The sequence below is a fragment of the Tessaracoccus coleopterorum genome (assembly GCF_011174705.1).
Classification (GTDB): Bacteria; Actinomycetota; Actinomycetes; order Propionibacteriales; family Propionibacteriaceae; genus Arachnia; species Arachnia coleopterorum.
The window spans coordinates 1,148,013-1,161,461 of record NZ_JAANIJ010000001.1 but is presented as its reverse complement, the minus strand read 5'-3'; the positions used below and the strand labels follow the sequence as shown (position 1 = coordinate 1,161,461).

Annotated in this window: 15 protein-coding genes and 5 pseudogenes; 9 read left to right on the top strand and 11 right to left on the bottom strand. The window is 64.4% G+C overall.

Translation table 11 applies throughout. The features are described 5' to 3' along the window. Window positions 1–347: 347 nt before the first annotated feature. The 4 genes and pseudogenes from G7085_RS07345 to G7085_RS07330 all read left to right on the top strand — a co-directional run bounded on the left by G7085_RS07345 (window position 348) and on the right by G7085_RS07330 (window position 4,180). Window positions 348–1,022 (top strand): sugar phosphate isomerase/epimerase family protein, encoded by a 675-nt coding sequence (locus tag G7085_RS07345; RefSeq protein ID WP_331715539.1) that lies wholly within the window; start codon window positions 348–350, stop codon window positions 1,020–1,022. A 134-nt stretch (window positions 1,023–1,156) separates the two neighbouring features. Further along, the gene (locus tag G7085_RS07340) at window positions 1,157–2,134 is read left to right on the top strand and encodes a PfkB family carbohydrate kinase (protein ID WP_197510456.1); all 978 of its coding nucleotides are present in this window, start codon (window positions 1,157–1,159) and stop codon (window positions 2,132–2,134) included. 185 nt (window positions 2,135–2,319) lie between these two features. Next, window positions 2,320–3,533, top strand: a pseudogene (locus G7085_RS07335) (IS256 family transposase). 272 nt (window positions 3,534–3,805) lie between these two features. Beyond that, the gene (locus G7085_RS07330; protein ID WP_197510455.1) at window positions 3,806–4,180 is read left to right on the top strand and encodes a hypothetical protein; all 375 of its coding nucleotides are present in this window, start codon (window positions 3,806–3,808) and stop codon (window positions 4,178–4,180) included. Between the two features lie 90 nt (window positions 4,181–4,270). On the opposite strand, the gene G7085_RS24835 is transcribed toward G7085_RS07330, so the two are convergent. The 11 genes and pseudogenes from G7085_RS24835 to G7085_RS07300 form a co-directional block, all read right to left on the bottom strand. Next, window positions 4,271–4,864, bottom strand: coding sequence for a type I restriction endonuclease subunit R, EcoR124 family (locus G7085_RS24835; protein ID WP_269452076.1), 594 nt, complete (start codon window positions 4,862–4,864; stop codon window positions 4,271–4,273). Then, window positions 4,786–5,043, bottom strand: a complete 258-nt coding sequence (locus tag G7085_RS29840) for a type I restriction endonuclease subunit R, EcoR124 family (protein ID WP_269452075.1) — start codon at window positions 5,041–5,043, stop codon at window positions 4,786–4,788. Before G7085_RS29840 ends, G7085_RS24835 begins: the two co-directional genes overlap by 79 nt. Beyond that, window positions 4,941–5,416: pseudogene (locus G7085_RS24830) on the bottom strand (type I restriction enzyme subunit R domain-containing protein). The gene G7085_RS29840 and the pseudogene G7085_RS24830 overlap by 103 nt, the downstream one beginning before the upstream one ends. Continuing rightward, window positions 5,344–6,633: an HsdR family type I site-specific deoxyribonuclease gene (locus G7085_RS24825; protein ID WP_331715949.1), complete on the bottom strand. Its 1,290-nt coding sequence runs from the start codon at window positions 6,631–6,633 to the stop codon at window positions 5,344–5,346. Before G7085_RS24825 ends, G7085_RS24830 begins: the two are co-directional and overlap by 73 nt. After that, on the bottom strand, window positions 6,552–7,097 hold the full coding sequence (locus tag G7085_RS32285) for a type I restriction endonuclease (RefSeq protein ID WP_331715538.1): 546 nt from the start codon (window positions 7,095–7,097) through the stop codon (window positions 6,552–6,554). The genes G7085_RS24825 and G7085_RS32285 overlap by 82 nt, the downstream gene beginning before the upstream one ends. After that, window positions 7,064–7,408 carry a PDDEXK family nuclease gene (locus tag G7085_RS24815; protein WP_231979309.1) on the bottom strand — a complete coding sequence of 115 codons (345 nt, stop codon included), beginning with the start codon at window positions 7,406–7,408 and terminating at the stop codon, window positions 7,064–7,066. The genes G7085_RS32285 and G7085_RS24815 overlap by 34 nt, the downstream gene beginning before the upstream one ends. Next, window positions 7,405–7,809, bottom strand: a complete 405-nt coding sequence (locus G7085_RS07320; RefSeq protein ID WP_331715537.1) for a restriction endonuclease subunit S — start codon at window positions 7,807–7,809, stop codon at window positions 7,405–7,407. The genes G7085_RS24815 and G7085_RS07320 overlap by 4 nt, the downstream gene beginning before the upstream one ends. A gap of 52 nt (window positions 7,810–7,861) precedes the next feature. Next, on the bottom strand, window positions 7,862–8,533 hold the full coding sequence (locus G7085_RS07315; protein WP_231979308.1) for a restriction endonuclease subunit S: 672 nt from the start codon (window positions 8,531–8,533) through the stop codon (window positions 7,862–7,864). A 150-nt stretch (window positions 8,534–8,683) separates the two neighbouring features. Further along, a pseudogene (locus G7085_RS34425) lies at window positions 8,684–9,510 on the bottom strand (restriction endonuclease). Between the two features lie 136 nt (window positions 9,511–9,646). Continuing rightward, window positions 9,647–10,990, bottom strand: a pseudogene (locus G7085_RS07305) (type I restriction-modification system subunit M); the annotation flags it as partial. A 416-nt stretch (window positions 10,991–11,406) separates the two neighbouring features. Further along, a complete protein-coding gene (locus tag G7085_RS07300) occupies window positions 11,407–11,574 on the bottom strand; it encodes a hypothetical protein (RefSeq protein WP_197510453.1) in 168 nt (55 codons plus the stop codon). Window positions 11,575–12,155: 581 nt separating this feature from the next. On the opposite strand from G7085_RS07300, the pseudogene G7085_RS36230 reads away from it, so the two are divergent. The 5 genes and pseudogenes from G7085_RS36230 to G7085_RS07280 all read left to right on the top strand — a co-directional run. After that, a pseudogene (locus G7085_RS36230) lies at window positions 12,156–12,347 on the top strand (TIGR02453 family protein); the annotation flags it as partial. Window positions 12,348–12,647: 300 nt separating this feature from the next. Further along, window positions 12,648–12,770: a hypothetical protein gene (locus G7085_RS29835; RefSeq protein ID WP_269452263.1), complete on the top strand. Its 123-nt coding sequence runs from the start codon at window positions 12,648–12,650 to the stop codon at window positions 12,768–12,770. Further along, window positions 12,767–12,994 (top strand): DUF4397 domain-containing protein, encoded by a 228-nt coding sequence (locus G7085_RS07290; protein WP_197510451.1) that lies wholly within the window; start codon window positions 12,767–12,769, stop codon window positions 12,992–12,994. The genes G7085_RS29835 and G7085_RS07290 overlap by 4 nt, the downstream gene beginning before the upstream one ends. Continuing rightward, window positions 12,925–13,158, top strand: a complete 234-nt coding sequence (locus tag G7085_RS07285; protein ID WP_331715536.1) for a hypothetical protein — start codon at window positions 12,925–12,927, stop codon at window positions 13,156–13,158. The genes G7085_RS07290 and G7085_RS07285 overlap by 70 nt, the downstream gene beginning before the upstream one ends. Next, window positions 13,155–13,448: a hypothetical protein gene (locus tag G7085_RS07280; protein ID WP_197510449.1), complete on the top strand. Its 294-nt coding sequence runs from the start codon at window positions 13,155–13,157 to the stop codon at window positions 13,446–13,448. The genes G7085_RS07285 and G7085_RS07280 overlap by 4 nt, the downstream gene beginning before the upstream one ends. Window position 13,449: the final 1 nt, after the last annotated feature.

The window sequence follows — 13,449 nt, the reverse complement described above, 5'->3', positions numbered from 1 at the left end:
AGGATGTCGAGAAGCTCTACGGCGAGCTAAAGGACAGCATTGAATTCAACTCTGCACCGCAGGTGGTTGCGATGGGCCCTGGGCCGGCAACAAGGTCGTTTACCTGAATGACCCTGACGGCACGCCCGTCGAACTTGTTGAGAACGTTTGAGAGGAAGCCCCATGAACCAGCTAGGAATTCACGCTCTGGTCTGGGCCGGCGACACAAGTGCAGCATCCGTGCAGAAGGCCGTCGCCAGTACCAAAGCGGCTGGCTTCGATCTGCTGGAGTTCTCGCTCCACGCTGGTTTCGACTCTGACCCAGATGAGGCGTCCAGCCTCCTGAAAGAGGCAGGACTGTCCGTCGCTTGCTCTCGGGGTTGGCTCCGGATGCGGATGTCTCCAGCGACGACCCTGCTGTGGTGAAGCGTGGGCTCGAGCTGATCGAGGAATCGATCAAGATCACCCATGAACTGGGTGGCAAGGTCCTGACGGGCGCTCTCTATGGCGCCTTCGGCAAGGCTAAGGCTCCCTTGTCTGCGAAGGGTCGCGCCAACATCGTCGCAAGCCTCAAGGATGCAGCCCAGATGGCTGCTGAATTGGGCGTCGATCTGGGCCTGGAGGTCTGCAATCGCTACGAGACGAACGTGATCAACACAGCAGCGGATGCCCTGAGCCTCATCGACGACATCGGGGCGGAGAACATGTTCATCCACTTGGACGTTTATCACATGAACATTGAGGAGTCGGACTTCTCGCGACCCGTGCGGTTGGTGGGCGACAGGTTGGGGTACGTCCACATTGGCGAAAACCACCGCGGCTATCTGGGATCCGGGCACATCGACTTCGGATCGTTCTTCAGCGCGCTGGCAGATATTCGGTACGAAGGTGCCATCACCTTCGAGAGTTTCTCCAGCGCAGTGGTGATGGAGAGCCTGAGTAGCGACTTGGCGATCTGGCGCAATCTCTGGGACAGCGGAGAAGCCCTGGCGACCCACGCCCGCAGCATGATGCAGGGTTGGATCAAAGCGTCGCGGGTCTAGCGCGGTGGGCACGGCGCTCTGTCGTGCCCACCCCACCCCTTGGGAGAGGGATGAGCACCGGAGTATCCGGGGAATCGCGCCTGTCGCGTTCCTTGTACCCGAGGCGATCACGATAGTACGACAAGGAGTGACGGATGAGGTTTGTCGTCTGTGGCGAGGCACTGATCGATCTGATCCCTGATCATGCGCCTGCGGCAACCGCTGGGAAGTGGACCGCCTATTCGGGCGGTGGCCCTTTCAACACTGCCAGAGCCCTCGCGACGTTGGGCGAGGACGTCGACTTCCTGGGAAGGCTCAGTACCGACGCCTTCGGGCAGCAGTTGCGGATGCATCTGGCAGGTGCCGGTGTGGGGCTGGGCCTCTCGACCAGTACGGAGGAAGCAACGTCCCTGGCAATCGTGTCCCTGGATGATGTGGGAAAGGCGGACTACTGCTTCCACTTCGACAAGACCTCAAATTTCGGTTGGCAGGCTGGTGATTTCCCCACGCTGCAAGCCGGCGACTGGTTGCATTTTGGTTCGATCGGAACCGTGGTCGGAGCTGGTGCCCCGGCGCTGCTGGATTTCGTTAACCAGACTGCCGCCTCCTTGAGTTACGACATCAACGTACGGCCCTCAACGATGCCCGACAGATCGCGATACCTTGAGCGGGTCTCCAGCCTCATGCGCGCTGTTGGGCGAAATGCGGGCATCGTCAAAGCAAGTGACGAAGACATCGCGTGGTTGGTGGAGGACGGTTCGGATCCCCTCTACTACGCGCAGCGCTGGGCCAGCGACTTCGGCCTCTCTATGTTCGTAGTCACACTCGGTGCCGAGGGCGCGATGGCTGTGACACCCGACGGCCGGCAGGTCGCTTCTCCTGGTAGAGAAGTGGCAGTGGTGGATACCGTCGGCGCGGGCGATACGTTCATGGCTGGGTTTTTGTCGTCCCTCTCCCGGACTTCGACGATGTCCAAAGAGCGCTTGATCGCGGTGTCGCTGCTGCGGCCATCGTCTGTGGCCGCCAGGGGCACAGCCCCATCGTTCGATGAGGTCGCTCGAATGTTGGGTTACGCGGATTCGGGCAGGCGGCCCGAAGCCTCCTCGGTGTCGCCAGCTGCATCCTGGAGATAGCGGCCATGTGTGCGGCGCTGCCCCGGAGCTGGCGCGATGTGCGGGACTGTACGGTCAACGGTGTAACTCCGATCAAGGAGGAACACGATGAGCAAGCAGGTTGGCATGGCCCCAGCGGCTGTGGTGGAGGGAGCCGGATTGGCTGTGATGACGGAGGCGACACAGCCGCCGGTGGTGGACCGGGGCTGGGTGCCCAGCTCGTGGGTGACGCGCAACGCCAGGGCCTGTCGGTCGACGGGAGGGCGGTCTGCTGTCTGAGTTGACCCGACTGGTGCTGGAGTCCGCGCTGGAAGGTGAGATCACCGACCACCTCGGCTACGACAAGCACACCAAGGGCGCCTCTGCGGACGGCAACGCCCGCAACGGCACCCGGACGAAGACGGTGCTGACGAAGGCCGGTCCGGTCACCATCGGCGTCCCTAGAGACCGTGCCGGAACGTTCGAACCAACGATCGTCGCGAAGCGGCAGCGCCGGTTGGGGTCGATCGAGAACATCGTCTTGTCCTTGTCGGCGCGGGCATGACCCACGGCGATATCAGCGCTCACCTGGCCGAGGTGTACGGCTCGGAGGTGTCGAAGACCACGATCTCCACGATCACCGACAAGGTGCTCGACGGGATGTCGGAGTGGCAGAACCGGCCCCTGGACCCGGTCTACCCGGTCGTGTTCATCGACGCGATCCACGTCAAGGTCCGAGACGGCCAGGTCGCCAACCGCCCCATCTACGTCGCCCTTGCGGTCACGACGGAGGGCAACCGGGACATCCTCGGCCTGTGGGCAGGAGACGGTGGGAAGGCGCCAAGTACGGGCTGCAGGTCCTCACGGAGCTCAAGAACCGCGGCGTGAACGACGTCCTGATGGTGGTGTGCGACGGCCTCAAGGGGCTGCCCGAGTCGGTGAACACGGTGTGGAAGGAGACGATCGTGCAGACCTGCATCGTGCACCTGATGCGCAACAGCTTCAAGTACTCCGCCCGGCAGCACTGGGACGCCATCTCCCGGGCCTTGAAGCCCGTCTACCAGGCTGCGACCCTCACCGAGGCCGAGGAACGATTCCTCGAGTTCGCCGAAGCGTGGGGCGACAAGTACCCGGCAATCGTGCGGCTGTGGGAGAACGCCTGGGCCGAGTTCGTCCCGTTCCTCGGCTTCGACCGCGAGATCCGACGCATCGTGTGCACCACGAATGCGATCGAGTCGGTCAACGCCCGCATCCGCAAGGCAGTCCGAGCCCGCGGGCACTTCCCCAACGAGCAGGCCGCGCTCAAGTGCGTCTACCTCGCCGTCATGGCGCTCGACCCCACAGGCAAAGGCAAGGCCGCTGGACCCAGAGATGGAAGGAAGCCCTCAACGCTTTCGACATCCGATTCGACGGCCGCCTCAGCAGCCCCAGACCAGCATGACAACACAACCCAGTTACACCGTTCGTTTGACAGACCCGCCCTCGTCGGCACCGTGTTCGGGTCAGATCCAGGCGTCTGGGGTTCCATCCGTGCGACGGCTTCTAGGCTGGCAACATGGGCCTCCTCGCCGTAGCCGAAGCAACAACGGCGACGTCGCTGCTGAATCGCGACACAGCTGAGGCCAAGGAGCACGCATTCCTGGACTGGACGGTGAACGGCCAACTACTGCGAAGCATGCTCGGCTGGGAGACACCCCGGATAACACCACTTGGATGGTGACGGGTTGGGACCTAGCGGGCGGGCTGGCTTGGCTTGAGAGCCTCAGATCCGCGGGCGCCGGCGAGTTCCCCGACGGCCGAGCAGCCATGCTCGTCTGCCAGCAATGTGGCGACCTCGAGTGTGGCGCGCTCAGCGTGGATGTGAGCCGGGACGCCACCACGGTGCATTGGTCCCACAACGGCTGGCAGGTGCCTCGGGAGTCGGGCTTCCAGCCTCTGGATGTGCCGCTAATCTTCGAGTCCGCGGCCAACGACTACGACGGACTCCTGACCTCCCTAGCCCAACGACTGGTGGCGAGCGCGGTCACCGTGCGGTCCTCCGGATGGCTCTGGCGCAAGGCGGACGAGCGTCTAGCGATCCGTGTATGACAAGGTGGCAGAACGCATGCGCGTCGCAGCCCAGAGCCGACTCGCACTAACGCAAAGCGCGGCAAGTCGATGAGCAGGCGCTTTTCGCTCTCAGCGCCGCCGACTAGCCGGTTGGGAGCTGGCGGGGCTACGGCTGCGGGTCGCTGCCCGAGCCCAGGCCGAAGAAGCGCTCGAAGAACGCAGTGAGCCGGTCGAGGACCCGCTGCTTCTTCTCGCCGTGCCCGCCGGTGGGGCGAATCGCGACATCGGCGGGAGGATCGTCGTGACGGCGGTGCCACCGGTCTGGATCGCGCCGTGGGTGAACGCGCGCTCGACGAAGCGCCGGGTCTCGGCGGGTCTGAGGTGCTCGTCGTCGATGATGGTCTGCAGCTCCGCCTCGCGGCGTTGGGCGATGTAGGCCTGCCACTGGTCGTCGACGGAGCCGTCGATGCTGATGCGATCGACGAAGTCCTCGATCAGGTCGCGCTTGTTACGCAGGCTGGGGCTGGCGTCGACGGCGCGGGAGATCTCGGCGCGGATCTCCTTGTCTTCACCGTCGCCGTGCTGCTCGCGGTACTTCTGGACGAGCATCAGGATGTAGTCGACGTTGATCTCGACCTGCTTGATCAGCTCGATCTCGAAGACGATGTCGTCGTTGATGCTCTCCTTGTCGGCGTCCTTGTCCTTGCGGAACTCGGCGTACAGGTCGAGGTAGACGCTGCGGTAATCCTGCCCTGGCGTGCGGTGAGGATCTCGTTACGGGTGAAGTCGTCGAACGAGGTCAGGATGTTCTCCAGCCGCAAGATCTGCCCGAACAGCTGGATGAACTCCTTCTGCGCAGCCTCGCCGATGATCTGCTGCCCCAGCGGGAACGCATCCAGCAACTCGGTGACCTTCTCGGCGTACTCGCTGTAGTAGTCGCCGTAGGGTTTGAGGAGCACAACCCGCGGGCGTCCTTGTTGCCGAACAGCTCCAGCGCGGCGTTGGTCTCGTCCTCGAGGTCTCGGAAGGCGACGATGTTGCCGTAGGTCTTCACGGAGTTGAGGATGCGGTTGGTGCGTGAGTAGGCCTGGATCAGGCCGTGCGCGCGCAGGTTCTTGTCCACGAACAACGTGTTGAGGTGGTGGCGTCGAAGCCGGTGAGGAACATGTTGACCACGATGACGAGGTCCAGTTCCCGGTTCTTCAGCCGCTGCGAGAGATCCTTGTAGTAGTTCTGGAACTTGTCGGCGCTGGTGTCGTAGCTGGTGCCGAAGATGTCGTTGTAGTCCTGGATCGCGTCCTCGAGGAATGCCCGGGCGTCCAGGCTGAGGCATCGGTGTCGAAGGCCTCGTCGTCAAGGATGCCGTCGTCGGTGGCGTTGTTGGCGCCGTAGGAGTAGATCAGGCCGATCTTGAGGCGACCCTCGGCAGGCAGGTCCTCCTGCTGGAGTTGGAAGTGGTTGTAGTACCGCCGGGCCGCGTCGATCGAGGCGGTGGCGAAGATCGCGTTGAACCCTCGCACGCGCTTGCGCTCACGCACCGCTTCAGCCTGTCGGCGCACACGCGTTGATGCAGCGACGTTCGTCACGACGGAATGCTCGTAGCTGGAGGAGCGCTTCGTCTTCTGATCGAAATGCTCCAACGTGTACTGCACAACCTGGCTGATGCGCTCCGGCGCAAGCAACGCCCTCTCCGTGTCGATCGCGGAGACCTGCGCGTCGGTCACGTCACCGACCCGGATGGTGTTGACGTAGTCGATCCGAAACGGCAGCACATTCTTGTCGGTGATGGCGTCGACGATCGTGTAGGTGTGGAGCTTCTCCCCGAACGCCTGCTCCGTGGTCTTCAACTGCGGGTTGCCGCCGGCGCCGGCGTTGACGGCGAAGATCGGCGTGCCGGTGAACCCGAAGAGGTTGTAGCGCTTGAACGCGCGCGTGATCGCGGTGTGCATGTCGCCGAACTGCGAGCGGTGGCACTCGTCGAAGATGATCACCACGTGATCGTGGGTGATCGCGTGGCCCTTGTTCGCCTTGATGAACGTCGAGAGCTTCTGGATCGTCGTGATGATGATCCGCGCAGCCGGGTCCTCTAGCTGCTTCTTGAGCACCGCCGTCGACGTGTTCGAGTTCGCCGCACCCTTCTCGAAGCGGTCGTACTCGCGCATCGTCTGGTAGTCGAGGTCCTTGCGGTCGACGACGAACAGCACCTTGCTGACACTCGACAGTTTCGACGCCAGCTGTGCGGCCTTGAAGCTGGTCAGGGTCTTGCCGGAGCCTGTGGTGTGCCACACGTACCCGCCCGCGGCGACGGTGCCGAGCCTCTTGTAGTTCGTGGCGATGTCGATGCGCTGCAGGATCCGCTCTGTCGCGACGATCTGGTACGGCCGCATCACCAGCAGCAGGCGGTCGGCGGTCAGCACGCAGTAGCGGGTGAGGATGTTGAGCAGCGTGTGCTTGGCGAAGAAGGTCTTCGCGAACGAGGCCAGATCCTGGATCGGCTTGTTCTGCGCGTCGGCCCACCACGACGTGAACTCGAACGAGTTCGACGTCTTCCGGCCTTGCCCGGTCTGCGCGCCTCCTTGAGGTGCTGGCTGCGGGTGGTGTTGGAGTAGTACTTCGTCAACGTGCCATTGGAGATGACGAACAGCTGCACGTACTCGAAGAGACCGGAGCCTGCCCAGAAGCTGTCGCGCTGGTAGCGGCTGATCTGGTTGAACGCCTCCCTGATGTCGACGCCGCGACGCTTCAGCTCGACGTGCACCATCGGCAGCCCATTGACCAGGATCGTCACGTCGTAGCGGTTCGCGTAGTTCGCGCCGCCCTCGCCCTGGCCGATCTCGTACTGGTTGATCACCTGGAGCCGGTTGTTGTGGACGTTCTGCTTGTCCAGCAGAGCGATGTTCTTCGTTGAGCCGTCGTCGCGCTTCAGGAGCTGGACGTGATCCTCCTGGACCCGCACGGTCTTCTCGACGATGCCATCGTTCTTCCCGCGATCTTCGTCTCGAAGAAGCCCGCCCATTCCGCGTCGGAGAAGGAGATGTCGTTCAGCGCCTCCAGCTGAGCGCGCAGGTTCGCGACGAGCTGCGCCTCGGAGGTCACGGGCAGATACTCGTATGCCTGGGATTCCAGGAGGCGAATCAGCTCCTGCTCAAGCGCGGCCTCCGACTGATACGCCGCCTGCGACGCTGGATCGGCGATGTACTCGGCGACGACCGTGCTCTCGGCCGAGACGGCAATTGGATCGAACTTGCGTGCGAGCGACTCGATCACGCCGGGGCCTCCTCAAAGCTGAGGAGTTTGTCGCGGTAGTACTCGTACTGCTTGCGTCGGGCGCTTAGCTCGGCCGGAAGGCCAACACCGATGTCATTGACCAATGCGTCAAACTTCTCAAGCAACGTGACGACCTCTCGCTGCATCTCGACGGGCGGTATTGGGATCGGGAAGTCTTTGACCTTCTTCGCGTTCAGATTGGACTGCGAGCCCTCTCCGAGGCTCTTGAGCCGTTCGTACTGGCTGGCGATCCAATAAAAGACGTAGCGGTAGTCCGCTTGCTCTGGGTCAATTTGAAGGTTGCAGCATGCCTGGTTCGTGGTGAGCGGGATCTCGTTGACCGCGACCTTCGCTGCCGTCGCGCCGTACATCGCAACGATTACGCAGTGCTTGGGATCCACTTCGCGGAAGAGTTTCGCAAGCCCTCGTCTGTAATGGTCATGCTCGTTGAAGTCACAGGGCCAAAGTCGACCTCTTGAGTTCGCAGCCATGGATGTCGCCACCGTAGTAGGAGGCGCGTCCAGAGGGCGGCGTGCCTCCAGATGAAACCTTTGAGCTGATTGCGCCGAGGGTGGACCACAGGGTCTCAGCTTTCGGTTCAAGGATCGTCTGTCGATAGTGGGCGTACTGGCGAGTGCGAGCCTCCAGCTCCGCCTCCAGCTCCGCCTCCAGCTCCGCCTCCAGCTGGGTGAACTGATCCAAAATCCGCACGATCTCGCGCTGCACCTCGACCGGCGGCACCGGAACACGCACCTTCAGGAGTTGCCGTGCCGAGACGTCAATGACTTTGGTGCCCGTTGCGAGCGCCCGCTTCTGCCTCGCGAATGCTGGGGACTGGAACCAGTAGGAAAGGTACTTCGGCTCAAGGTTGTGCTTGATGATCGTGGCGTGGCCACCCGTCACGATCGGATCTGAACCCAGCCAAGCGACGGCCTTGCAGACATCATCGAGGTTTTCACTCGTGTTGGTGATAATGATGTCGCCCGGTTCGGCGGTCGCGAGCCTCGCTGCTGTCTCGGGCAAAACGAACGAGATGGTCGATTCCGTCCAGGCACTGTAGCGAGTGTAGATCTGGCCATAGTGGATCGCACCAACGCCCTCGTCAGTCAAGTCGGACTTGGGCATGCCGTTGCCACGCACGAGTTGTGCGATATCGCCGAGAGTCTTGAATGCGACGCCTTCGGCGCGAGTTCTGTGATCAACTCATCGACACGGCTCATTCGAAGAAGTCCTCGTCGATCTCGACGACGTGCACCGTCTGCTTGACCTGCACACCTACCCGAAGCGGATCATCAGATCGGTGAGCCGGGCGCCGTCGATCAGGATGAGGCGCGAGTTCGTGTCGCGGGCGGCGTAGTCGACCGCGCCGGCGCTGAAGTAGCTGGTGGTGATGAACACCCGCGATCAGCCTTGCCGCTGAGTGCCCCGACGAAGCCTTGAAGCTCGGGGCGTCCGACGGAGTTGTCGCGCTTGTAGCGCTTCGCCTGGACGTAGACCTTGTTCAGCCCCAGGACGTCCTGATCGATGACGCCGTCGATACCGCCGTCGTTGACGAGTTGGGTAGCGAGGCCTCGTCCGCCCGTGCCGCCGTAGCCCATGGCGATGAGGAGGTCGACAACAGCTTGCTCGAAGAACGCGGGCTCGCGGTCGAGGAGCCGGGTGATGAGGTCCTTCGCGACGGCCTCGTGGACGCGTGCGACGCCCAACTCGATCTGCTCGGTCGGGTCCAGCTCGGCGGTTGCCTGGTCTGCTGAGGGAGCGTCGAGGTTCTTCGTCGTTGACGGCTCGTACGGCTGGATGCCCGAGCGGGGATCCTCGCCCATCGCCACGATGTCGCGCTCCGTGACCCCGCCAGGATGCCTGGAGAGGACCTCGCGCCCGGCGTCGCTGAGCATGAAGTGCCCACGAGACGGCTTGGACAACGCCCCTGTGCGGGAGAGGAAGGACAGGGCCCAGCCGATGCGGTTCGCGTGCATCATCTGCCCTGAGGCCAGAGGGGTCGCCCGCTGCTCGTCCGTGAGCCCGGCCACATTGGCGGCGAAGTCGCTCATCTCTCGGCGGGTGCGCGTCGAGCCGTCCTCCAGCGCCCGCAGGCACGGCATGAGGAAGCCCTCCCATGTCGGCATTGTGCTCACTTGCCTGCCCCTCCAGGTCGGCGACGATGGCGTCGATCGAGGCGCGCAGTTCCGCCTGGCGGGCGACGATCCGTGCGATCTCGGCGTTGAGCTCGGTGATGTCCACCACTTCGCGGGTGTCCTCGGGCTGGACGTAGGAGGACACGGCGATGTTGTAGTCGTTGTCGGCGATGTCGACGTTCGAGACCAGCGCGACCTCATGCTCCACGCTCTGCCTCTGCGCGAGCAGATCGAGGATGCGTTCCTGGTTCTCGGGCTGGAGCTTGTTCTTGTTGCCGACGCGCTTGAACTGGGCGGAGGCGTCGACGAAGAGCACGGCGTTGTCGGTCTTCGACTTCTTGAGCACGATGATGCAGGTGGCGATGGTGGTGCCGAAGAACAGATCCGGCGGGAGTTGGATGACGGCGTCGACGTAGTTGTTGTCGACGAGGTACTTGCGGATCTTCTGCTCGGCCCCGCCTCGGTAGAGCACGCCGGGGAACTCGACGATGGCCGCGGTGCCGTTGACGGCGAGCCAGCTAAGCATGTGCATCGTGAAGGCCAAATCCGCCTTCGACTTCGGCGCCAGGACCCCGGCGGGAGCGAAGCGCTCGTCGTTGATGAGCAGCGGGTTGGCGTCGCCCTCCCACTTGATGGAGTAGGGCGGGTTGGAGACGATCGCCTCGAACGGCTCGTCGTCCCAGTGCTGCGGGTCGAGCAGGGTGTCGCCGTGCGCGATGTCGAACTTCTCGAAGTTGACGTCGTGCAGGAACATGTTGATGCGGGCAAGGTTGTAGGTGGTCAGGTTGATCTCCTGGCCGTAGAAGCCTCCCACGTTGTCGGTGCCCAGCACCTTCGCGAACTTCAACAGCAGTGAGCCGGAGCCGCATGCGGGGTCATAGACCCTGTTGACGCGCTCCTTGCCCACAACCGTGATCCGGGCGAGGACCTCTGAGACTTCCTGCGGGGTGTAGTACTCGCCGCCGGACTTGCCCGCCTGCGAGGCGTACATCTGCATCAGGTACTCGTAGGCGTCGCCGAACAGGTCGATCGAGTTGTCCTCGAAGTTGCCCAGCGGCAGGTCGCCGATGGCATCGAGCAGCCCCACGAGCTTCTTGTTGCGGTTGGCCACCGTGTTGCCGAGCTTGGAGCTGTTCACGTCGAGATCGTCGAAGAGGCCCTTCAGGTCGTCCTCGCTGGCGGAGCCGAGGGCCGAGCCCTCAATGTTCTTGAAGACCCGCTCCAGCGTCTCGTTCAAGTCCGGATCACGGGGCGCCCGCTCGCGGACGTTGTGGAAGAGCTCCGAGGGCAGGATGTAGAAGCCCTTCTCGGCGACGGTGACCTCGCGGCCGAACTCGGCCTCCTTGTCGGACAGCGACGCGTAGCTGAAGCCCGCGACCCCGGCGTCGCGCTCGAAGCCGTCGATGTAGGCGCAGAGGTTCTCGGAGATGAACCGGTAGAACAGCATGCCCAGCACGTAGCTCTTGAAGTCCACCCGTCGACGCTGCCGCGCAGATCGTTGGCGATGCGCCAGATCGTCTTGTGCAGTTCTGCTCGCTGTGATTCCTTGGTCGGTCCGGCCATCTCTTTGTGTCTACTCCCTGCGCTTGACGCGCTCATGTTGATCCCCGCGCGGCACTTCTCAACCTAGCAGCGGACACCGACAGTTCCGGGGATCTGCACGGTGGTCCTGGTTGCATGCGCCACGGCCCCACAGGTTGGGCAACCCATCACCGCCGGCAGCCGGGATTCGACTCCGGCTCGGAGCCCGCGCCGTCTCGAAGGACACCCACCCGGACGGTCGCGGACCACGCCAGCGCCGCAGACGCCTTCCGAGCCCGAGGCCGCCGGATGGTGTCCGCATGTAGGCGCGGCCACGAAACGTCAGGCAGGTCGGTCCGCCGCCGCCGCGAGTGCTGCCTCGTACTCGTCGGGCATGATCCCGACGACTCCCGCGGTGAACTCGGCCTTGGCGTTGTTCGCAGGGTCGATGCGCGCGAGTACCTCCGCCATCGGCACCTCCGGCGTCCACCACTCGACTGCGCCGATCAACACACCGTCGCCCCAGGTGGCCCGGGCGGATCCCGGAGCCGAGTGTGGCGACGGCGACGAACACCCGATCGGGCGCCGCGTAGATCAGGGCACGATCGCCGGCAGCGAGTTCGTCGCGGTGAGCCTCGTCATCCCCGACGGGCCACATCCCCGACCTGAGCCAGCCGACGGCGGCGCCGCGGGCATCGGACGCGGCGGCGGTTGCGTGGGTGACATTGAACAACCAGTAGGCCATGGACAACGATAAGTCGCATCGCCCGCACCGGGCGAGAATCCGGACGCGACCGGCTCGGCGGGGAGCGGAACCGGTGGACGCACCGCCCGGCGCCCACGTCGGTGCCGGTGGCAGGATGTCAGCGTGACCGATTTCCCCTCCGACGCCATGAGTTTCTACCGCGAGCTTGAGCAGAGCAACACCCGCGAGTTCTGGGAGGCCAACAAGACGCGCTACGAGGGAAGGTCCGCGCGCCGCTGGTCGCGATCGCCGAGCTGCTCGCCCCGAGTTCGGGGCTACAAGCTGTTTCGCCCCACCGGGATGTCCGGTTCAGCGCCGACAAGGCGCCCTACAAGACGCATCAGGGGTGTTCTTCCAGACGGCACCCGCGTGTGGGTTCTACCTCGAGGTCAACTCGTCCGAGGCCCGCGGCGTCGCCGGATTCTACGCCGCGACCCCGGTGGCCCTGGCCCGGATCCGTCGGGCCGTCGCAGACGACGAGGAGGGCCCGCGAATCCAGGCGCTCCTACGGCCGCTGCTCGGCGACGGGTGGCTCGTGACGGGTGACCAGGTGGCGACGGCGCCGCGCGGATATCCCCGCGACCACCCCGCATCGAACTCCTCCGCCACAAGAGCCTCGCGGTGGAGCGGGAGGTCTCATCGGAGGGTGTCGCGAGCTTCGCCCCCGAGGTCGCGGAGGCCTGGCGCGCGGCCGCGCCCCTGGTGGACTGGCTCGCGCAACGGCTCCGGGAATAGTCCCGGAAGAAAAAGTCGAAGCACTGCATCCATCCAGGTGCATCCGGACGAAGTACTCGGATGTCGGCGGTCGCTCGGCCGCCGCGCAGGAAAGGATCCAGTCATGAAGACCATGTCCAGAGTGCTCGCGGCGATGCTGCTGACGGGCGCCGCGCTCTCGGGGCGACCTCCGCCTCCGCAGACGACACCGCACACATCTCTGTGCTGCACGCCGTTCCGGGCGTGACCGTCGACGTCTACGCCAACGGCGACGAGCTGCTCACCGACTTCGCCGCCGGCACCCTCACCGACCCCGTCTCCCTGCCGGCAGGCAGCTACGACCTGCTGGTGACCGCGGTGGACGCGGGCCCGACGGTGACGCCGTCATCGAGGCCAAGGGCGTGCAGGTGCCCGCCGGCGCCAACATCACGGTGGTCGCGCACCTCAACTCCGAGGGAGACCCGGTGCTGATGCCGTTCGTCAATGACATCTCCGCCTCCGCGAAGGGCGCCCGGCTGACGGTGCGTCACGTGGCGGCCGCGCCCGAGGTCGACATCCGCGCGGGCGGAGCCGTCGTCGTGGAGTCCCTTGCCAACCCCAAGGAGGCCAGCCTCGATCTTGCCCGGGCACCGTGAGCGCCGACGTGGTGGCTGCAGGCACCGACACCGTGGTGCTCGGCCCCGCAGACGTCACCCTGAAGCAGGATCAGCTCACCGTCGTGTACGCGTGGGGCAGCCTCGAGGCGGACAACCTGGCGCTGGCGACCCAGCAGGTGACGCTCACCGCGGATCCGGGCTGCCGCACACCGGTGCCGAAGGCCCGGCACCCGCTGGCCCGTCGCGTTGGTCGGCCTCATCGTGGTGGTGGGCGTCGCCGGGGCGGTGATCTTGGCTCGCGGGCGCCACGTCATGAACTGAGCCGATAGC

Bases quoted from the DNA above. Each gene is read 5' to 3' on its own strand.
- G7085_RS07340 (WP_197510456.1), top strand. From the start codon at position 1,157: ATGAGGTTTGTCGTCTGTGGCGAGGCACTGATCGATCTGATCCCTGAT.
- G7085_RS07330 (WP_197510455.1), top strand. From the start codon at position 3,806: ATGGTGACGGGTTGGGACCTAGCGGGCGGGCTGGCTTGGCTTGAGAGC.
- G7085_RS07315 (WP_231979308.1), bottom strand. From the start codon at position 8,533: ATGCCCAAGTCCGACTTGACTGACGAGGGCGTTGGTGCGATCCACTAT.
- G7085_RS29835 (WP_269452263.1), top strand. From the start codon at position 12,648: ATGAAGACCATGTCCAGAGTGCTCGCGGCGATGCTGCTGACGGGCGCC.